Here is a 21358-nt window from a genome sequence, read left to right as displayed (position 1 = left end):
CGCGCTACATCGCCACGACGCGGCTGAGCGGGGAAACGCCATTCTCGTCGAACGCCTCGACCGCGACATGATAGCCCTGCCCCTTGGTCAGCGCGCGCAGCGGCAGCGTCGCCGCCGGTCCCGTCGCGACGCGATCGGCGAACACCTGATAGGTCAGCGCGAGCCGGTCGGGCCGGATACCCCAGCGGACGTTATAGCCGACCGCACCGGGAACGCGGCGCCAGCGGATCGTCGCGTCGCGCGTATCGGCGGCGCGCGTCGCCGCGATCAGCGCGGGGGCGGCGGGCGCCGCTCCGCCGGCGGTGCCGAAGACGCGCAGGTCGCTGATCGCGAGATGCGCGCCGCCGATATGGACATGGACATAGCGGACGAAGCGTGCGGCGGTCGGTCGCGGCAGTTCGAAATAGGCGTTCGGCCGGTCGCGCCGCGGCTGTCCGGTCCGCGCCAGCGGCCGCCATGTCCGCCCGTCGCGCGACGATTCGAGGCGGAATTCGGTATAGATGTCGGGCGCGTCGCCGAACCGCCCGGCCTGATAGTCGGCGAAGTTGACCTGGACCGCGCGCAGCGTCTTCACCGCGCCGAGATCGATCGTCAGCGTCGCGCCCGGCGCCGCGTCGGGCGACAGCCAGAAGCTGCGCGGGTTCTCGTCGGCGGCATCGCTCGGCGGATGCCCGGCGACGCTGCCGCTCGCCTGCATCGGCTTGTGGTAGGAGAGCAGCATCCAGCCGGTGAACAGCGAGTCCGGATCGGTGACGCGCGTCGTCGGCACGCGCTGCGGGAAATCGCCGAAGCGGGTCGAGACGCGCATCTGCCCGTCGGCGTCGAACACCGTCGGCCACAGGCCGATGCGCCGCTCGAACGTCCAGTTATAGCCGATCCACGGCGTACCGGTGTTCCACCAATTGCCGTGCAGGTCTTGGAAGGTATTGCCGTGCCCCGCCCCCTGGGCGAAGCCGCCCGGCTTGTAGCCGACCGGATTATAGGGCGCATAGGTGAACGGCCCCATCGCCGACGCGCCGACATAGGTGCCGGTGGCGTAGGAATTATATTCGGTGCCCGGGGCGCCATATTGCAGATAGTAGCGCCCGCCGACCTGGGTCATCCACGCGCCCTCCATGAACGGTTTGATCGGCGTGCCGTCGGGCAGGGTGCCGCTGTGATCCTGGCCGAACCGTTCCCAGCCATGCCGGTCGGGATCGAGCCGGATGAACGCCTTGCGCGGGCTGCCATAGGTCATCCTGCCCTCGGCGAAGCGGACCGGCGCGCCATAGATCGGAAAGACGTTGGACGAGTTCCAATAGAGGTACCAGCGCTTGTCGTCGTCGCGGAACAGGTCCGGGTCCCACGGGCCGGGCGGCACCTGATCGCCCGTGATGCTGTCCTCGAACCCCGACTTCACCGCCCCCGGCAGGACGGGCATGCGCCGGACGACATAGTCGATCCGGCCGCTCGCCGGATCGGAGGTGCCGTAGATCGCCCCCTGCCCGGTCATCGACGGCATGATCAGCAGCCGCTCGCCGTCCGAACTGACGGCCGGCGCGACGATCCCCTCCGCCGGCCAGCGGCTCGGGGTGACGAAGCGCCACGTCACCAGGTCGGCGGACCGCCAATAACCGTCCGCCAGCGTCAGGAAGAGATAATAGGCGCCCTTGAACGGCACGATCACCGGATCGGCGCCGGTGCGGTACGACACGCCCTCGTTGATCTGTTCGAAATTGTAGCGATAGTCGAGGTCGACCGGATTGGCATAGGTCTGGCCCGGCGCAGCGGCGGCGAGCGCGAGCCAGGCGATCATCGTTGCGCCTGCACGAACAGATTGGCGGTCAGCCGCCCCTGCCGCGGATCGGCGCTAAGCGGCAGGTCGTCCGGGATGATCCCCGAATGGAGCAGGCAGCCCTGATAGATGACGACGCGGTCGCGCCGCGCCTCGACCCGGCCGATCTGCTCGAACGCGGCGTTGCTCGCGGTGATATAGCCGGCAGGCGCCGCGCCCTGGTCGCGCGCGGCGGCGACGAAGGCGGCGCAATTGCCCGCGTCGACCCGCTCGATGCCGGTGGCACGCTGGCGGTAAAAAGCGGTGCCCGCGGGCTGATCGGTCAGATAATGGAGCACGGCGATATAGCCCTCGTCGATCGCGTCGAAATGCGGCGCACGTTGCACCGGGGTCAGCGCCGCGGGCGCGGCGGTGACGATCGAGAAGCTCGCCTCGATCCAGTCGAAGCCATCGACATCGAACGCGCCGCCGATGAACGGCGCGACGCGATCGAGCAGCGCCGCCGCATAGTCATAGGCCGCGCCGTCGCCGGTGCCGAGCACGCGTCGCACGCCGGGATAATGGCCACCCGCCACCGGGAACGGCGCGAGCGCCGCGGCACTGGCGACGATCCGGTCGACGTCGCCGCTCGCATCGTCGACGATGACGACCGGGCTCCGGCTGTGCCCGACGCGCAGCAGGCTCGGCGTCATCGCACTGGCCTCAGAACTTGTACCGCGCGCCGACCTGGAACGAGCGCGGCACGCCCTGCGTGTCATTCTCGCGCTTGCTCGGATTGACGCCCGATCCCGCGCCCCACGCCGAATAGGTGCGGTTGACCGAATCGAACAGGTTGAACGCCGCGAAATTGACCTCGAGGTCGGTCCCCCACGGCATCCGGAACGTCTTGGAGATGCGCGCATCGACCGAGGCATAGCCGACGATCTGGTCGGGCCAGAATACGCCGCCGAAATTGCCGTAGGCAGAGGCGTTCTCGGGTTTGACGGCCGGGAAGATGACCTGCCCGAACGACGGCCCCGAACTGAACGTCCCGGTGAGCGACAGCTTGGTGTCCCATGGCCCGCGCGCGATGCCGGTGCCGACGAAACGCCATTTCTCGACGCCGGCGACGTAATTCCAGCCATAGGCATCGACGCGCGGGCCGTTGAAGAATTCGTCGCTCTGCAATTCCTGCGCGACGTTGCTCTTCGCCTGCTGCAAGGTCAGCGTCGCGGTGAAACCCCATTTCGATCCGGTGACGAACGGCTTCTCCGCGGTGAAATAGACCGCATTATATTCGGCCTTGCCGTCGTTCGAACCGATGTTGAGCTTGCCGCTGTAGCCCGGCAGGATGCCAGAGGCGGGGAAGTTATCCTCGATCCACTGGTCGCCCTGGCTGGTGTACTGGCCGCTCGGCAGCCGGTTGCCGCGCACGTACTTGAAGATGTTGTGGCTGCGGATGTGGCTGAAGGTGATCGAGGTCTGCACCACGCCGAGCCGCTTGCGGACGCCGAAGTTGAACTGGTCGGAATAGGGCAGCTTGGTATTGTTGTTGAGCAGCCAGACGTCGCCGCCGACGCCGGTCGCCGTCGCCGCGGCGCGGAGGTTGTCGACGTTCTTGTAGCTGTCGTTCCACACCAGGGTCGTCGCGGGCAAGACCCCGCCATTGCCCTGGCGGAAGCTTGCGCAGGTCGGCTGCCCCGGACCATCGCAAAAGCTGAGCGTGACGGTTCGCTGGTACAGCGCCTTGACCGTCTCGATCCCCGACGTGATGAACAGCGGCCGATCATAATAGCGTCCGGCACCGGCGAACAGCACCGTGTCGCGGTCGCCATTGATATCGTAGGAGATACCGAGGCGGGGCTGGAATGCTTTCCAATATGGCTTACGATTACTGCCGTTCGAGATATAATCTTCGGGATTGATCCCCGCCGCCTGCCACGGCTGATAGTTGCGCAGCGCGGTGGCAATCGCATCGGGGGTGACGAACTTGTCGTTCTTGGCGTTGGTCTCGTAATCCCAGCGGATGCCGGCGTTGACGGTGATGTGATCGTTGACCGTCCAGTCATCCTGGATGAACAGGCCGATCTGCGTGTCCTTGACCTTCGCCGCCTGGACCGGAACGACGGACACCGCCGCCTGCTGGGGCGTCGAGGCATCGAAGGTCGTGTAGGTCGAAGGCGTGAAGTAGTACGAGCCGTTGCCGAGATTGTCCTCGGCGCGCGACAGGTCGTTGAGCGAGACTTTGGCGCCGGCCTTGATGACGTGGTTTTCGCTGAAGAAGGTGACGTTGTTCTTGAACGTCCAGGTCTTCTGATTGTCCGACTGCTCGAAGCCGTTGGTGCCGAGCGCCGCGACCACCGCGCCCGGCTGGCCGAGGATGATCTCCGGCCCGCTGCTCGTCCGCGGCGTGCCGTTGAAGACGGTGTTATAGGCGATCGTTGCTTCGTTCAGCCAATTGTCGCCGCGGTGGTTCCACTCGAGCTGATAGAGGTCGATCTTCGATTGCAGCAGATGGCCGTGCGACGGCACCGACGTACCGCCGAAATCAGCGAGGTTGCTTTCGCGGCGGAAGAATCCGCTGAAGTTGACCGTATCGGCGCTGCTGACGAACGCGGTGAGCTTGCCGAAATACAGCTTCTGGTGGAAATCCTGCGCATAGCTGCCGTTATATTGATCGGCGATCGCCTGCGGTACGACCTGCGTCGGCTGATCGCTATTGGTGGTGCCGAGCAGTACCGCCGCCGACGGCGCCTTCTGGTCGGTCGCCTCGAACGCACCGTAGAAATGTAGCACATCCTTGATGATCGGGCCGCCGAAATCGCCGCCATATTGCTTGCGGTCGTAATCGCCCTGCTGGAGCGAGCCGTCGCGATTGTTCGCCTTGCCCGGCCGATCGAAATATTTGGTGCCGTAAAACCCCTTGGGCTGCCATTCGCCGAAGATCGTGCCGTGGAACGAGGTGCCGCCCGACTTGGTCACCGCGGTGATGATCGCCGAACCCGCCTGCTCGTACTCCGCCTTGAAGTTCTGCGTATCGACCTTGAACTCCTGCACCGCGAGCTGCGGGAAGGGATTGCCCTGGCTGAAGTTCTGGCCGGCGACGCCGCCGTGATTGACCTGGTTCTTGAGGCTGAGGCCGTCGATGAAGACGTTGACGTTGTCGGCGCTGATCCCGCCCGCCTGCACCTGCCGGTTGCTGCGTCCCGGCGTCACCGCGACGCCCGGCGCGAGCGCGGCGAAGTTGAGGAAGTTGCGGTCGCTCTGCGGCAGACTCTCGATCTGCTGCTGCGAGACGTTGGTGGCGACCTCGGCGGTGCGCACCTCCTGCGTACGGCGGCCGGTGACGACGATGTCGCTGCCCGAGCCGCTGCCCGCATCGGCGGCGGTCGTCGTCTCGGTCGCGCCCGCCTCGGTCGCGGCGGCCGCGGTGTTGATGTCGAGCGTGATCGTCTGACCGACCGGCACCACCACCTGTTGCGGCCGCTGGCCGTCGACCGCGACGCGGTAGGTGCTCGGCCGGATGCCGGGGATGGTGTAGGTGCCCGTATCGTCGGTACGGCCGCGAATCACCTGCCCGGTGGTGAGATCGGTGATGACGACGGCGGTGCCGGGCGCGACGCCCTCCACCTTGCCGCGCAACGTCGAGGTCGACTGCGCAAGCGCCGGCGCACCGACGACGAGCGCCGCAGCCAGCGTCACGGCCGAAATGCCGCGACGGAACCGTGCGGCGTGAATCCCTGCTGCCATTGCAAACCCCTCCATCCGTTACCCGATCTTTGCTCCCGCCGGCACGTCGACGAGCGACGGCAGCGGATCGCGCTGGGCGTATGAAACCGGTTACTCGCGTCCGTAACCGGTTACAACCGGGCTGATGCTAAAGGCTGGCAGTGTTGCCGCCCGGCAACAGTCAGGCCTGGCAGTGACGGGCGATGAACGCTTCGTGCGTCGGCATGCCGGCGGCGACCTCGCCGATCACCTCCTCGACATCGTGGAGGAACGCCGTGGCCTGTTCCGCCGGCACCATGTCGACCATCGGATCATAGGTCGCGTGTAGCCGCTGGCCGAGCAGCACCTGCACCCAGCTCTCCTCGCGGAACAGTTCGGCGCTGCCGTGCAGGAAGAAGCGCGCCGACGCCGCGAACAGCGCAAGCCGTTCGGTGAGGCTGTCCGGCACCTCCATATGCTTGACGTAGCGCCAGAACGGCGTGTCCTCGCGCTCGGTGACCTTGTAATGCGCGATGATGAAGTCGCGCACGTCGCGATATTCGAAGTCGGTCTGGCGGTTGTATTCGGCGATGTCGGCGGGATGGAAGCCGCGCCCGGGAAACAGCGCGAGCAACCGCAGGATGCCGGTCTGGATCAGGTGGATGCTGGTCGATTCGAGCGGTTCGAGGAAACCGCCGGCCAGGCCCAGCGCGACGACGTTCTTCTCCCATGCGCGCAGCCGCTTGCCGGGCCGGAAGCGCATCGGCCGGGGATCGCCGATCGCCGGGGTGTCGAGATGCGCGAGCAGCGTCCGCGCCGCCGCCTCGTCCGAGACGAAGCGGCTCGCATAGACATGGCCGTTGCCGGTGCGATGCTGCAACGGGATGCGCCATTGCCAGCCGGCATCGTGCGCGATCGAGCGCGTATAGGGCGTCAGCGGCCCCTGCCGCGCGCTCGGCACCGCGATGGCCCGGTCGCAGAGCAGCCAGCGATCCCAATCCTCATAGCCGACGCCCATCGCGTCGCCGATCAGCAGCCCGCGCATCCCCGAGCAATCGACGAACAGGTCGCCGTCGACCGTCCGCCCGTCGGCGAGCACGACATGATCGAGGAAGCCGTCCTGCCCGCGCCGGTTGGCGGCGACGATCCGCCCCTCGATCCGCTCGACCCCCGCCGCCTCGGCGCGGCGGCGCAGGAAGGCGGCGTAGAGGGCGGCATCGAAATGATAGGCGTAATCGAGGTCGGCGATCGGCGAATGGGGATGCGCCGGATCGGGCAGCGCGAACCGGTTCATCCGCGCCGCGAGCGTGTTGAGGGAGTAATGGTCGAACGGCCGCGCATCGCCCGCCGCGCGCGCCTTGAGCCAGAATTGGTGGCAGTGCAGCCAGTAGAGATCCTGGCCGATCTTGCCGAAGCCGTGGATGTAGCTGTCGCCGACGCCGCCCCAGTTGCGGAATTCGATGCCGAGCTTGAACGTCGCCTGCGTCGCGCGGACGAATTCGAATTCGTCGATGCCGGCGAATCCGTTGAACGTCCGGATGGCGGGGATCGTCGCCTCGCCGACGCCGATCGTGCCGATCTCCGCCGATTCGATCAGCCGGATGGTATAGGCGCCGAGCAGCAGCCGCGACAGCAGCGCCGCGGTCATCCACCCGGCGGTGCCGCCACCGACGATGGTGACCGTCTTGAGCGGCGGATTGGGATGGGCGGCGGTCATGCGCCCTGCCCTGTCGCGGTCGGCCGCGCGAGCACGAGACCTAGGGAAAACGCCACGCTCCACCCCGGCGAAGGCCGGGGTCCAGCTGGGAGACGGCCGCCCGTCATTATCAACCCTTACCCCACTGGACCCCGGCCTCCGCCGGGGTGGGACCGTCAGAAATCGAACCAGGAGTCCGCAGCAGTCTCACGCGTTCGGCACCTTCGAGTATAAAGCTCATCCCAGCCATCCCCCCGCGAAGCCGGCGCGCTGCAACCCGCGCCGGATCGTCGGCGAGCGGCGCATCACCTGCCACACGCCCTCGTCGCGCGTGTTGGCGATCGCGCCGAGAATCGCACCCTGATCGATGCCGAGATAATCGCCATCCACCCAGCCCGACGTCGCATCCACCGATCCCGCCTCCAGTCTGGCGTCGGTGTAGCGGAACGACGGGTTGAAGCTGTCGAGGAAGCCATATTGACCGTACAGCCTGGGCCGGGCCTTCATCGCCTCGGCGCAAGGGACGACGATCTCCGGCGCGAAGGCGAGGCTGCCCAGCGCGGCGGTCGGTGCCAGCGTACCGTCGTCGCGCCCGTCAGGCTGGCCGAGCGGTCCGCGCGCCGAATAGCCGAAGAAGGTCGCGGTCCGGCCCTTGAACGGCAAGGTGAGATTGCCCGGCCCGTCGCAGGCGGTCAGCCCCCAGATATCGCGGCCATAGCCGTCCCAGCGCATTGGATTGGCGATGCAATAGGCGCGGTTGGCATAAGTGGCGCGGCGGCTGTTCTCGAAATAGTCGATCCCCGCCCGGCGCATCACCGCATCGCGGATGCCGCGGAAGTCGATCCACATCTGGCTGTATTGATGGCCGAACAGCGGTGCGAAGGCGAGGTGCCGCGTCTTGCCCCGCCCGCGCCAGAAGGCGGGATAGGTCTTGGTCCACGCCTCCCACGCGCCGTCGGCGAGCGGCTTGCCACGACTGCCGAGGCCGACGACATAGACCATCATCCCCTCGTTATACCCCTCCCACGCCCGGTCGATGAAGCCCTGCCCCGGGTGCCAGCCCATCGACACGCTGCCGCGGGCGTTGGTGAACCAGGGCCAGTCGGCGCGATCGGTGATCGCCTGCGCCAGCTGCCGGATCTCCGCCTCGGCCGGGTCGGCGGCATCGTACCAGGCACCGGCGAACAGGATGCCGAGGAAGAGGAGCGTGGTATCGACGCTGGAGAGTTCGGTGTCGCGAAAGCGCGTGCCGGTCTTCATGTCGAGGAAATGGTAGAAGAAGCCCCGGTGCCCGCTCATCCCCGCCGGCGCATCGCCCTGCGGCGCGGTGGCGAAGAAGCGCAGGGTGGCGAGCGTCAGGTCGCGCGCCTCTTCGCGGCGGATCCAGCCGCGTGCGACGCCGATCGGATAGGCGGTCAGCGCGAAGCCGACCGCGGCGATGCTGGCGAAGGACGGGGTCGGCCAGCGATCCGGCACCAGCCCGTTGTCACGATTGGCGAGGTCCCAGAAGAAGCGGAAGGTGCGCTCTTCGAGGTCGTCGAACCAGCCGGGCAGGACGACGCGCGCCGGCGCCGCCCCCGCCGCCGCGGGCAAGCAGGCGGCGGCGGTGGCGAGCGGGGCGCGGGCGAGCAGCGCGCGGCGGTCGATCGGGGCGAAGGTCATGTCGGCAAAGGTCCGGTGGTGGAACGGATGATGAGCTCGGTCGCGATGATCTCGATGTCCGGCGACAATGCGCCGCCGTCGAGCGCGTCGATCAGTCGCGCGGTCGCCCGCGCGCCCATCTCGGCGAGGGTGATCCGCACCGTCGTCAGACCGAGGTAGCGGGCGAGCGGCACGTCGTCGAAGCCGGTGACGGCGATATCACCCGGCACCGCCATCCCCGCCTCGCGCAGCGCGCTCATCGCGCCCAGCGCCATCATGTCGTTGGCGGCGACGATGCCGTCGCACGTCTCGCCGGTTTCGATCAGCCGGCGCACGGCGGCGACGCCCGATTCCTCGCGGAAGTCGCCCGCGACGACGATCGGGGCGATGCCGGGGGCATGGACCGCCATCGCCGCGAGGAAGGCATCGCGGCGTTCGCGTCCGTCGATATTGCCCTCCGGGCCGCTGATGTGCAGCAGCCGGCGACGGCCGGTCGCGGCGAGATGCGCGACCGCGGCGGTGATCCCGGCGGTATTGTCGATCCGGTAGGCGGCGCGGCCGACCGTCTCGCGGCAATTGACCAGCACCGCCGGAACGTCGCGCGGCAGCGCCTCGTCGAGCTCGGCGGCGTCGAGTTGCGGCGCCATCACGATCAGCCCGTCGACGCGGCCGCGCATCGACCGCATCGCCTGTGCAGCCAGCGCCGCATCGGCATGCATGTTCGACAGCAGCAGGTGATAGCCGCGCGCCGTGACCTCGCGATCCATGCCGCGGACGATCTCGGAGAAGAACTCGCCGTACAGATCGGGCAGCACGACGCCGATCGCATGGCTGCGCGCCAGCGACAGGCTGCGCGCGCCGGCATGCGGCACATAGCCGAGCGTCTTGGCGGCGGCGAGCACGCGCGCGCGCATGTCGGGGTGGACGCTGCTGTGCCCGTTGAGCGCGCGCGATACCGATGCCACCGATACCTCGGCGACGCGGGCGACGTCGCGGACCGTGGCGGATGCCTGTTTCATACCCTCCCCTTGCAAGCCATCCCCGGCCGTCTATCGTCGCGACACATCTTGTGCGACGCCTGCGAGCTGTGTAACCGGTTACAGGACAGCGTCAACGCGAAAAGCACCGGGGTCGGTCACGGGTACCGCCGGGCACGCGCTATGACGGCGATGAGGGGACGACCTGGATATGAGCGACTTCACCATCTCGCGGCGCGCGGCGCTGCTCGGCGCCGGAACGATCGCCGCATGGGCGGCGAGTCCGGCGCGCGCGCTAATCGCCGCCGCGGAGGACGAGGCCCTGCCCGCCGCGATCGAGGCGCTGCTCGCCCGGATGACGCTGGAGGAAAAGGCTGGGCAGTTGCAGCTCAACGCCGCGGCGTGGAGCGGCGGCATCGCCACCGGGCTCAATCCGCCGTCGAGCGGCGGCCCGAGTTTCGACGACCAGCTCGCCGACGCGGTCGCGGGCAAGCTCACCGGCGTGTTCAACGGCAATGGCGCGGTGATGGCCCGGCGGATGCAGCAGGCGGTGATGCGCCAGTCGCGGCTCAAGATCCCGCTGCTCTTCGCCGCCGACGTGATCCATGGCCACCGCACCATCTTTCCGGTGCCGGTCGCCGAGGCAGCGAGCTTCGATCCCGATCTGGCGATGCGCACCGCGCGCATGGCCGCCTATGAGGCCGCCGCGGCGGGGATCGACTGGACCTTCTTCCCGATGGTCGACATCGCCCGCGACCAGCGTTGGGGCCGGACGATGGAGGGCGCCGGCGAGGACACGATGCTCGGGCAGATGTTCGCCGCGGCGCGCGTCCGCGGCTTCCAGGGCAGGAACCTCGCCGATGCCGACGCGGTGATGGCGTGCATCAAGCATTTCGCCGCGTACGGCGCGGCGGAAAGCGGGCTCGACTATAACAGCGTCGACCTGTCGGAACGGACGCTGCGCGAAGTGTACCTGCCGCCGTACAAGGCGGGGTTCGACGCCGGTGCGCTGAGCGGCATGGCCTCGTTCAACGAGATCAACGGCGTGCCCGCGACCGGCAACGCCTGGCTGATGCAGCAGGTGCTGCGCGACGAGTGGAAGTTCCCCGGCATCATCGTCTCCGACTATACCGGTGACGAGGAGATGATCGCCGCCGGCTTCGCCAGGGACGGCAAGGACGCGGCGCGCCTCGCCTTCCTCGCCGGGGTCGACATGAGCATGCAGTCGAACCTCTATGCGCTGCATCTCGCCGACCTCGTCCGCGAAGGCGCGGTGCCGCAGGCGGCGCTCGACCGGTCGGTCCGGCGCGTGCTGATGGTCAAGCACCGGCTCGGCCTGTTCGACGATCCGTTCCGCCGCATCGACGCCAGGCGCGAGACGGCGCGCTCGCGCACCAAGGCGGCGCTGGCGCTGTCGCGCGAGGCGGCGCAGAAGTCGATGGTGCTGCTCAAGAACGACGGCGACCTGCTGCCGCTCGATCCGGCGCGGCGGATCGCGCTGATCGGCCCGTTCGCGAGCGGCCAGCACGATCTCAACGGGCCGTGGGTCGTCTATGGCGACAACAATCAGGCGATCGATCTCGCCACCGGCGTCAAAGCGGCGGGCGCGCGCGCGGTCAGCGTGACGCTCGGCTCGGGCGTCGAGGCGCCGCTCGCCGGCGGCATCGACGCGGCGGTCGCGGCGGCGCGCGCTGCGGATGTCGTCGTGCTCGCGATCGGCGAGAGCGAGACGATGTCGGGCGAGGCGCAGTCGCGCACGTCGATCACCGTGCCCGCACCGCAGATGGCGCTTGCCGAGGCGGTCGCGGCGACCGGCAAGCCGATCGTCGTGCTGCTCAAGAACGGCCGCGGCCTCGCGCTGGAGGGCGCGGTCCGGGATGCGCCGGCGATCCTCGTCACCTGGTTCCTCGGTTCGGAGACCGGGCATGCGATCGCCGACGTGCTGTTCGGCAAGGTCGGGCCGTCGGGCCGCCTGCCGCTCAGCTTCCCGCACGAAAGCGGTCAGGAGCCTTATTATTACGCGCATAAGGCGACCGGCCGGCCCGCCCCCGACGGCCCGCGCGAGCCGTACAAGGCACAGTGGCGGACGTCGCCCAATGCCGCGCTCTACCCCTTCGGCCACGGCCTCACCTACGGCAAGGTGAGCTATGCGGTGCCGGTGGTACCCGCGACGCTGGCATGGGACGGGCGGATCGAGGTGGCGGCGACGATCACCAACACCGGCAGCCGCGCCTGCGAGGAGCTGGCCCAGCTCTACATCCGCGACCGCGTCGCCAGCATCACCCGGCCGGTGCGCGAGCTCAAGGCGTTCCGCAGGCTCGCGCTCGCCCCCGGTGCCAGCGAGACGGTGCGCTTCACGCTGACCCGCGCGCAGCTGACCTTCCTCGGCCAGGACCTGCGCCCGACCGTCGAGCCGGGGCTGTTCGACGTGTGGATCGCGCCCTCGGCGCAGGCCGACGGCGTGCATGGCAGCTTCACGCTGACCCGCTAGTCGCGCTGTCCTGGCGGGCGCGGGGTGCGGCGGGCGGGGCGACAGCGGCCGTCCCGCTCGGAATCGGCAAATAGATCAGCCGTGTTGACCATGATGCTCTTGGCCCGCATCATCGGGTTCCGCAGGAGCACGACACGATGAAACGGCTGATACTCGCTGCGATCCTCGCCACTGCGCCGGCCGGTGCCGGTCCCGCCCCTGCGCCCGCCTTCCCGGTGACGATCGAGGTCGACGCGGGCCGGCCCGGCGCGGCGGTCGATCCCGTCTGGCGCTTCTTCGGCGCGGACGAGCCCAATTACGCGACGATGAAGGACGGGCGGACGACGCTGGCGACGCTCGGCGCGCTGGCGCCCGGCCGCGTCTATTTCCGCACGCACAATCTGCTGACGTCCGGCGACGGCACGCCCGCGCTCAAATGGGGGTCGACCGGCATCTACAGCGAGGATGCGGACGGGCGCCCGGTCTATGACTGGACGATCGTCGACCGGATCTTCGACACCTACCGCGCGCGCGGCGTCAAACCCTATGTCGAGCTCGGCTTCATGCCCGAGGCGATGTCGACCAAGCCGATCCCCTATCAGCATGACTGGCGGCCGGGCAGCGGCACCTTGCGCACCGGCTGGGCCTATCCGCCGCGCGACTATGCGCGCTGGGAGGAACTGATCCACCAATGGGTGCGGCACTGCATCGACCGCTATGGCCGCGCCGAGGTCGCCAGCTGGTATTTCGAGACGTGGAACGAGGCGAACCTGCCGCAATATTATTGGGGCGGCAGCCGCGAGCAATTCTTCCGCCTGCACGATGCCGCCGTCCGCGGCGTCCGCCGGGCGCTGCCGGAGGCGCGCGTCGGCGGGCCGGACAGCGCCGGCGCGGGTGACGATTTCCTGGGCGCGTTCATGGCGCATGCGCAGGCCGCCGGCACGCCGACCGACTTCCTCTCCTTCCACGCCAAGGGACAGCCCGAGGTCGTCACCGACGCGACCGGCAGCCATGTCCGCATGGGCCTCAACACCCATCTCAAGGCCGCAGACCACGAATTCGCCGCGATCGCCGCCAATCCGGCGTTCCGGTCCAAGCCGATCATCATCGGCGAGTCGGATCCGGAAGGCTGCGCCGCCTGTCAGGGGCCGGCCAACGCCTATCGCAACGGCACCGTGTATTCGAGCTATACCGCCGCCGTGTTTCCGCGCCTGCTCGCGCTGGCGCAGCGGCGGGGCCTGTCGCTGGCCGGCATCCTGACCTGGGCGTTCGAGTTCGAGGATCAGCCGCCGTTCGCCGGCTTCCGGCAATTGACCTCGAACGGCATCGATCTGCCGGTGATGAACATGTTCAAGCTGTTCGCCAAGATGACCGGCCGATACGTGCCCGCCACATCCGACCATCAGCTCGACCTCGATACCGTCATGCGCGATGGCGTGCGCGGTGCGGCGGACGTCGGCAGTGTGGCGAGCCGGGACGAAAGCTCGCTCGCCGTGCTCGTCTGGCATTATCACGACGACGACCGGCCCGGTCCGGACGCGGCGGTCCGGCTGCATCTCCGCCGCCTGCCGCCGGCTCTGTCGCGCGGCGCGCTGGTGACGCAATATCGGATCGACGACCGCCACGCGAACAGCTTCGCCGCATGGCGCGCGATGGGATCGCCGCTCGCGCCGACCGACGCGCAGCGCGCGACCCTGCTCAAGGCGGCGGAGCTGACGACGCCCGACGCCAGGCCGACCCGGCTGGCGCTGCGCAGCGGGACGGCCGATCTGGCGTTCGATCTGCCGCGTCAGGGCGTGACGCTGCTGATGGTGACGCCGGCGGCGCAATCCGGTGCGACGACACGGCGGCCGGTCGCCGGGTAGACCGCGCCTGCCCTCCTCGTCGCCGGCCGTCGACGGGAGCGAACGGCCATGCCCCGATCATCGACAGGCGACGCCCGGTCGCGTTAGGGATATCTCTCCACCACCACAGGGGGCCGACCTGCAGTTCCTCAACACCCGCCGCGCGTTGCTGCGCTCCGCCATGCTCGCGCCGCTGGGGGTCCGGACGATAGCGCAGGCCGGTGCCGCCGGCAGGTCGGCGGAGGCCGGCCTCGGGCGCGGCATCGCGCTCGATCTCGCGCGGCGGCGGGCGACGCAGCTTACCCGGTTACACTACGACCTGTCGCTCGACGTGACGGCAGCGGCGGTCGCGGTCGGCACCGTCGCCATCCGCTTCGATCGGGTCGCTTCGGCCGACGATCTGATCCTCGACTTTCGTGGCCCGACGCTGGCCGATCTGACGGTCAACGGCCATCCCCTGCACATCGGGCCGCGCGCCGACGGGCATCTGGTCCTGCCGGCGCGCCTGCTGACGAAGGGCGCCAACCGCGTCACCGCGCGGTTCGAGACGCCGATCGCCGCCTCCGGCGCGGCGATCATCCGCTATCAGGACGACAAGGACGGCCAGACGTATCTCTACACCTTGCTCGTGCCGTCCGACGCCAATCTGCTCTTCCCCTGTTTCGATCAGCCCGACCTCAAGGCACGGTTCCGCTGGACGCTGACCGCGCCCGCCGGGTGGACGGTGATCGCCAACGGCGCCTTGGAGGGACAGGAGACGACATCCGCCGGCACCCGCTGGCGGTTCGCCGAGACCGAGCCGATCTCCACCTATCTCGCCGCATTCGCCGCGGGGCCGTGGACGCGCTGGACGTCGGCACCCGCGGGCGAGCGCCCGATCAGTCTCTACGCCCGCGCCTCGCGCCGGGCGGAAGTCGATGCCGAGGCGCAGATCGCGACCAACCGCGCCGCGGTCGGCTGGCTCAGCCGCTGGTTCGATATCCCCTTCCCCTTCGCCAAGCTCGACCTGCTGCTCGCGCCCGCCTTCCCCTTCGGCGGCATGGAGCATGTCGGCGCCGTCTTCTACAATGAGGATCGCTTCATCTTCCGCGAACCGCCGACGCTGCCGCAGCGGCTGGCGCGCGATGCGACGATCTACCACGAGATCAGCCACCAATGGTTCGGCGACGACGTCACCATGCGCTGGTTCGACGATCTGTGGCTGAAGGAGGGCTTTTCGACCTATATGGCCGCGCGCATCCAGGCCGAGCTCCAGCCGGAGAGCAACGCCTGGACCACCTTCCTGCTCTCGACCAAGACGCCCGCCTATCGCGCCGATGCGACCAGCGGCACGCAGGCGCTGTGGCAGCCGCTCGACAATCTCGATGCCGCCAAGAGCAATTACGGCCCGATCGTCTACAACAAGGCGCCGGCGATCATCAAACAGCTCGCCTTCCTCGTCGGCGAGGCAGGCTTTCGTCGCGGCCTCAACCGCTTCCTGACCGACCATGCCTATGGCAACGCGACCTGGCAGGATCTGCTCGGCGCGGTCGGTGCAGCCTCGGGCGTCGATCTGACCGCCTTCGGTCAGCACTATGTCCTGCGTGCCGGGCTGCCGCGCATCGACACGCAGCTCCGGCTGGCGGGCGGCAGCATCGCATCGCTCGCCCTCGTCCAGAGGCCGGCGCGGTCGCTGCCGGGCGACCGGGGCGGCGCGTGGCCGATGAAGGTGCGCGTGCGGCTCGGTTATTCTGACCGCGCCGACGTGGTGCTCGACGCGACCTTCGACGGCCAGACCGCCACCGTGGCGGCGGCAGCGGGACTGCCCGTGCCGGACTATGTCTGGCCGAACGACGACGATCAGGGCTATGGCCTGTTCCTGCCCGATAACCGCACCGTCGCCTGGATCGTCGCGCAGGTCGGGACGGTGTCGGACCCGCTGCTGCGCGCCATGCTGTGGAGCGCGATCTGGGACATTCTGCGCGAAGGCCGTTTCGCGCCCGCCCGCTACGTCACCATGCTGCTCGATCATCTGCCCGGCGAACGCGACGAGCAGATCTCGCGCACCATCCTGTCGCGCGGCGCCACCGCGCTCGACCTCTATTTGCCGGAGGACGGCGCTGCACCGCTGAGAGGCCGCTGGGAACAGGCACTGCTCGCGCGTATCGACGATCCTCGCCTCGGTTACGGCCTGCGCAAGGATGCGCTCGACCGCCTGATCGCGACCGCGCGCACGCCGCTCGCGCTGACGCGGCTGCGCGACCTGCTGGCCGGCCGGGCGACCTTGGTCGGTGCCGCGATCCGTCAGCCGACGCGCTGGGCGATCGTCCGCCGCCTGATCGCGATCGGCGCACCCGATGCGACCGCGCTCTACGCGAGCGAACAACGGCTCGACCAGTCGAGCGAGGCGGTGAAGGACGCCTTCGTCGCGCGCGCCGCGACCCCCGACCGGTCCGTCAAATCATCCTATTTCACCCGCTATTTCGACGATGCGGCGCTCAACGAAGCCTGGGCGAGCGAAAGCCTCGGCGCGTTCAACACGATCGAACAGGCGACGCTCACCCTCCCCTTCCTGCGCCCGGCGCTCGACCGGCTGGAGTGGATCCGTCAGAACCGCCGGATCTTCTTCCTGCCCGCGTGGATCGAGGCGTTCATCGGCGGCCAGCGCGATGCCGCGGCGCTTCAGATCGTCGACCGGTTTCTCGGCGACCATCCCGACCTGCCGGTCGACGTCCGCCGCAAGGTGCTGACGGCGCGGGACGAGCTCGCCCTGACGGTGCGGATCAGAACGACGCGATACTGAGGCCGGCGGCTGACCGGTCAGGGCGCCGTGCCGCCCTGGCCGGTCAGCCGGAAGACCTCCTGCAGCATCGTCTGTTCCGCCCCGGTCAGATGGGGGTTCCAGACGTCGAAGATCAGCACGATACGGGATTGGTCGCTGTCGTTCCACGCTTCATGCTCGATGGTATCGTCGAAGGCGAAGGCCTCGCCCTCGCGCCACGCACGGGTCTCGCCGCCGACGCGGAAGCGGCACGGCTCGGGCACGACGAGCGGCAGGTGGACGATCGCTCGCGTGTTGGTCACTCCGGTATGGGCGGGGATATGCGCATGGGGCCTCAGGATCGAGAAGAACGCCGTCGGCGCCTTGCCCGGAATGTCGCTCTGCGGCACGGCGGCGAGCGCGGCCGCCGTTTCGGGGCAGAGCGCGCAGACCGGATCGTTCCGTTCGCCATATTCCCATAGGAAACAGGCGCTCCAGTCGGCATTGCCGTCGAGCGGCGACCATTTGTTCGCCGGCGTCCCCTTGTCCTGCCGAACATAGGGCCGGATCGCATCGCCGCCCGCCGCGACCAGCGCCAGCGCCTCCGCGCGGATCGCCGGCGCCTTCGCCTCGAGGTCGGCGAACCAGGGAAACAGCGCGCGGTCGAAGAACTCGTCCGCCGGCAGGAACGGAAAATGGATGCCGGCGCACTGATTGGTGTAGATGGCGCGCCGACCCAGCATATGATCGACGCAGGCGGCCATGCGCCGCGACGGATTGCCGGCAAGCGCGTCGTCGATGCGGCGGCCGAGGGCGGCGGTATGATCGGCGAGATAGGCGCGCCCGCGTTCCAGCACCGTGTCGATGGCGGGCGGGCGTTCCGGCATCGCTGCGGCCATCTGCACCACGCCGGACCAGGCTTGCGCGGCGTCGATCTCGCGCCCGCACCGCTGGTGCAATTCCGCCATGCGCAGCTGCGCCGTGAAGTTGAGCCGGTCGATCGACAGCGCCCGCTCGAGCATATCGCGCTCCGCCGCGTCGTCGCCGATCATGCGATGGACCGTCGCCTGATTGATCCAGAGGATGACGGCCTGCGGATCCTCCGCCGCCGCGCTGGCGAAAAAGCCGAGCGCCTCGGCAAGCGCGCCGTCGGCGAGCGATCGCATGCCGCGGGCATTCAACAGCTGCGGATGCCGGGGCGAGAGCGCCAGGGCGGCATCGAGCAGCTGTCGCTCGCCGGCGGCATCGCCGCGCTCGCGGGCGGCGATCGACTGGGCCACCAGGGTGCGGGCACGCGATGATAAGTCGGTCATTGTCTAAAGAAGCCTCGCGCAGCAGGGGCTTGGGATCAACGAAAAAAGGGGCGGCCCGCAGTGAGCCGCCCCTCCGCAACGATCGGTGCGACGCCAGCGCTTAGAAGCGCAGCTTGCCCGACACGTTGAACAGCCGTCCCAGGACGTCATAGGTCGAGGGATAGGTGTTGCCGCTGTTGAACGACGTCGAACCCGCGGTGGAGCCGACCAGCGGCGCCTTCTTGTTGAGCATGTTGCGCACGCCGAACGTGAAGGTGAGATGGTCGTTGACTTCGACCTGCGCGCTGAGGTCGAGGTAGTTGTACGCGCCGATGCGGTTAAAGTTGTAGGTGCCGCCGGCGAGCGGGGTCGGCCCGGTCACGACGCCCGAGAACAGCGGCGTCGTCACCTGACGCAGCGCGGCGTCGGGGGCGAGGGCCTCATATTTCACCGCGCCGATATGCCGCCACAGCAGCGACAGCGTGCCCGGACCGAAGCTCAGGCTGGTACGCTGGTTCCAGGCGAAGGCCGGCTGGATCGAGGCGCAGCTGGTGCTGAAATAACCCACGCAATCACGATCGTACGACGTCTCCGACGCACGGAAGTAATTGTGGTTGGTCCAGGTGCCCTGGAAGCCCACGTCGAGGCCGATCTCGCCCAGGGTGCGCTTGTAGTTGGCGTTGAGGTCGATGCCGTCGGTGCGCAGACGCCCGCGGTTGGTCAGCGGCTGCGGCAGGCCGGCGACCGACGCGGACGAGCCGCTGAGGCTGCCGTCCGCCGAATTGCGGCGGATGCTGGTGCAGGCCGAGGACGCCGCCTGCGCCGCGGTGATCGATGCTGGGCTCGACCCGAAGCAGGCCGACAGGATGTCCGCCGGGGTCGCGAATGCGATCGCGTTTTCGATCTTGATGTTGAAATAATCGACCGCGACGCTCAGCCCCGGCACCACGCCGCGCGGCTGGATGACGACACCGACGGTATAGGTTTTGGCGATCTCCGGACGGATGTCGGGATTGCCGCCGCCGGTGACGTTCGGCTGGCCCGAGATCGGCTCGCTGATCGAACCGATGCTCGATGCGGGCGCACCCTGGTTGCGGCACGCCAGCGCCAGATTGGCGCTGGTCAACGGCAGCGCGCCGACGCAGGGGTCGAGGCCCGGCGACAGGTTGTCAAGCCCGGTCGCCACCGGCGAGAACAGTTCGCCGATGTTGGGCGCACGCACCGCGCGCTGGTAGTTGCCGCGGAACTTGATCTCTTCGACCGGCTCGAAGCTGCCACCGACCTTGTAGGTCGTCGCCGAGAACTTCGGACTGTTGGTCGCCTGCACCTTATAGTCGGAATAGCGGACGCCCGCTTCGAGCGTCAGCGAGTGGAAGAACGGCTTGTCGGCGACGAGCGGCGCGATCAATTCGCCGAACGCCTCGCGCACGTCATAGCTGCCCGAGAAGGGCAGCACCGCACCGCCCGCACCGCCCAGCTCACCCGGGCTGAGCGCATAGGCATCGGGCACGCGGCTGTAGCTGTACTTGCGATATTCGCCGCCCGCCGCGAAGGCGATCGGCTCGTTGGCGAACGGCGAGGTGGTGCCGAAATCGCCGTTGAGCACGGCCTTGGCCTGCGACAGCGCGGTGTGGACGGCGATGCTGCTCTGGCCGCTCAGGAAGTTCGCCTGGTCCGAGCTGATCGAACCGGCGGCGCCGAACAGGTTGACCGGGACGCAGCCATTGGCCGTGTTGTTGCAGGTCGTCGTGTTCGTCGCGTTGAGCGCCTGCTGGACACGGCTGCGCAGCACGTAGCCGGTCTGCGACTGGTTGAGGTCGCTCTCGCCATAGGCGCCCGACACGTCGAGCTTGACGTGATCGGAGAAGCGCAGCCGCAGGCCCGCCTTATAGTCGAACACCGTCGTCGTGTAGGTCGAGACGCGCGGCCCGAGCTCCACCGACCGGCGATAGACCGCACCGAGCGGGATCGCGGTGTTGGTGTTGCAGGTCGCGCCCAATGCGATGCCGTTCGCCAGACACAGCTGATCGCGGATCCCCGACGGCAGATAGGGGTTGTTGCCCGGAATGGTCAGGTTTTCGCCGAACACGCCCGACGGGGCGATGATCTGCTGCACCGTATTCTTCGAGAACAGGCCACGCGTATAGACTTCGAGATTGTCGTTGATCTCGTAATTGGCCTGGCCGAAGAAGTTGTAGCGCTTATACGGCGTCTGGAAGATGTTGTACGGGTTGAAATTGAAGCCGTTGTAGAAGGCGACGAGCCCGGTGCCGGCCGGATTGACCTGCAGATTGCCAGAGGTCGGCACACCGGCGAGCGCGGCCTGTGCACGATTGAAGGTCAGCGTCGTCGGCACGCTGGTCCGCGACGAGCCCGAAGCGACGCCCGATCCCGAATCGATGCCGTAGACGGAGATGTCGCGGGCGCCCTGATACAGCGGATCGGCTTCCTGATAGCCGAGGCTCAGCACGGCGTTGCCGCGGCCGTCGTCGAAATTCGCGCCGACGGTCAGGTCCGCGCGGAAGTAATTGGCATCGCCCTTCTCGGTGATCTGCTGGCTGGCCGAGGCCTCCATGCCCGAGAAGTTCTTCTTGGTGATGAAGTTGACGACGCCGGACACCGCGTCCGCGCCATAGCTGGTCGAGGCGCCGCCGGTCAGGACGTCGAGGCGCTGGATCAGCGCGGTCGGGATGTTGTTGAGATCGACGCTGCCGCCCGACTGGGCCGGCACGATCCGGTCGCCGTCCAGCAGCACGAGGTTGCGCTGCGAGCCGAGGTTGCGCAGGTTGACCGTCGAGAAACCGCCGGTGCCGTTGTTCACGGCCGAGCCGATGCCCGGCACCGAGCCGGGCAGTTCGCGCAGGATCTGCTCGACGTTGTTGACGTTGCGCAGCGTCAGTTCGTTCTCGGAGACCACGTTGACCGGGCTCGACGAGACGAGATTGGGATTGCGGATCAGCGTACCGGTGACGACGATGTCCTGCCCTTCCGCGGCCGGCGGCGGCGTATTGGGATCGTCCGTCTGTTGCTGGGTTTCCTGCGTGGCGGGCGCCGTCTGCGCCAGGGCCGGCGACGCGACGAGCGCGACACCGACGAGCAGGGTCGAGTTGAGCAGATAAGAACGATGGCGTCGCGTCATAATTACCCCTTTGATCGCCGCTTCCCGTAAGTCGGCGCGGCGCCGTGCCTTTTTGGCCGGTCGCAGCAGATCAGTCGCAGGGTCGCGAAACGTTCACA

The 21358-nt window shown here is 68.3% G+C and carries 11 protein-coding genes; 3 read left to right on the top strand and 8 right to left on the bottom strand.

What is annotated here, in order from left to right; genetic code table 11:
* Nucleotides 1-4: 4 nt before the first annotated feature.
* The 6 genes from V8201_RS16115 to V8201_RS16090 all read right to left on the bottom strand — a co-directional run bounded on the left by V8201_RS16115 (nucleotide 5) and on the right by V8201_RS16090 (nucleotide 9817).
* Entirely contained in the window at nucleotides 5-1795 is a 1791-nt protein-coding gene (locus tag V8201_RS16115; protein ID WP_336545937.1) for a family 43 glycosylhydrolase, read from the bottom strand.
* On the bottom strand, nucleotides 1792-2466 hold the full coding sequence (locus V8201_RS16110; protein WP_336545936.1) for a DUF6445 family protein: 675 nt from the start codon (nucleotides 2464-2466) through the stop codon (nucleotides 1792-1794). Before V8201_RS16110 ends, V8201_RS16115 begins: the two co-directional genes overlap by 4 nt.
* A 10-nt stretch (nucleotides 2467-2476) precedes the next feature.
* Entirely contained in the window at nucleotides 2477-5503 is a 3027-nt protein-coding gene (locus V8201_RS16105) for a TonB-dependent receptor domain-containing protein (RefSeq protein ID WP_336545935.1), read from the bottom strand.
* A 160-nt stretch (nucleotides 5504-5663) separates the two neighbouring features.
* Entirely contained in the window at nucleotides 5664-7178 is a 1515-nt protein-coding gene (locus tag V8201_RS16100; protein WP_336545934.1) for a tryptophan halogenase family protein, read from the bottom strand.
* 216 nt (nucleotides 7179-7394) lie between these two features.
* Nucleotides 7395-8819, bottom strand: coding sequence for a glucoamylase family protein (locus V8201_RS16095; RefSeq protein WP_336545933.1), 1425 nt, complete (start codon nucleotides 8817-8819; stop codon nucleotides 7395-7397).
* Complete coding sequence (locus V8201_RS16090) at nucleotides 8816-9817, bottom strand: LacI family DNA-binding transcriptional regulator (RefSeq protein WP_336545932.1); 1002 nt, start codon at nucleotides 9815-9817, stop codon at nucleotides 8816-8818. Before V8201_RS16090 ends, V8201_RS16095 begins: the two co-directional genes overlap by 4 nt.
* A gap of 169 nt (nucleotides 9818-9986) precedes the next feature.
* Between V8201_RS16090 and V8201_RS16085 the strand changes: the two genes are divergently transcribed.
* The 3 genes from V8201_RS16085 to V8201_RS16075 all read left to right on the top strand — a co-directional run bounded on the left by V8201_RS16085 (nucleotide 9987) and on the right by V8201_RS16075 (nucleotide 16871).
* Nucleotides 9987-12266 carry a glycoside hydrolase family 3 N-terminal domain-containing protein gene (locus V8201_RS16085; RefSeq protein ID WP_336545931.1) on the top strand — a complete coding sequence of 760 codons (2280 nt, stop codon included), beginning with the start codon at nucleotides 9987-9989 and terminating at the stop codon, nucleotides 12264-12266.
* A 137-nt stretch (nucleotides 12267-12403) separates the two neighbouring features.
* Complete coding sequence (locus V8201_RS16080; RefSeq protein WP_336545930.1) at nucleotides 12404-14110, top strand: GH39 family glycosyl hydrolase; 1707 nt, start codon at nucleotides 12404-12406, stop codon at nucleotides 14108-14110.
* A 160-nt stretch (nucleotides 14111-14270) separates the two neighbouring features.
* The gene (locus tag V8201_RS16075; protein WP_336545929.1) at nucleotides 14271-16871 is read left to right on the top strand and encodes a M1 family metallopeptidase; all 2601 of its coding nucleotides are present in this window, start codon (nucleotides 14271-14273) and stop codon (nucleotides 16869-16871) included.
* Between the two features lie 17 nt (nucleotides 16872-16888).
* On the opposite strand, the gene V8201_RS16070 is transcribed toward V8201_RS16075, so the two are convergent.
* Both V8201_RS16070 and V8201_RS16065 read right to left on the bottom strand, forming a co-directional pair.
* The gene (locus V8201_RS16070) at nucleotides 16889-18142 is read right to left on the bottom strand and encodes an aspartyl/asparaginyl beta-hydroxylase domain-containing protein (protein ID WP_336545928.1); all 1254 of its coding nucleotides are present in this window, start codon (nucleotides 18140-18142) and stop codon (nucleotides 16889-16891) included.
* 100 nt (nucleotides 18143-18242) lie between these two features.
* Nucleotides 18243-21260, bottom strand: a complete 3018-nt coding sequence (locus V8201_RS16065; protein WP_271299092.1) for a TonB-dependent receptor domain-containing protein — start codon at nucleotides 21258-21260, stop codon at nucleotides 18243-18245.
* Nucleotides 21261-21358: the final 98 nt, after the last annotated feature.

This window comes from Sphingomonas kyungheensis, from assembly GCF_037120395.1.
In the GTDB taxonomy this organism is placed as follows: domain Bacteria; phylum Pseudomonadota; class Alphaproteobacteria; order Sphingomonadales; family Sphingomonadaceae; genus Sphingomonas; species Sphingomonas kyungheensis.
Note: the sequence above shows the minus strand (reverse complement) of the source record. Positions and strands in the feature narration are given on the sequence as shown.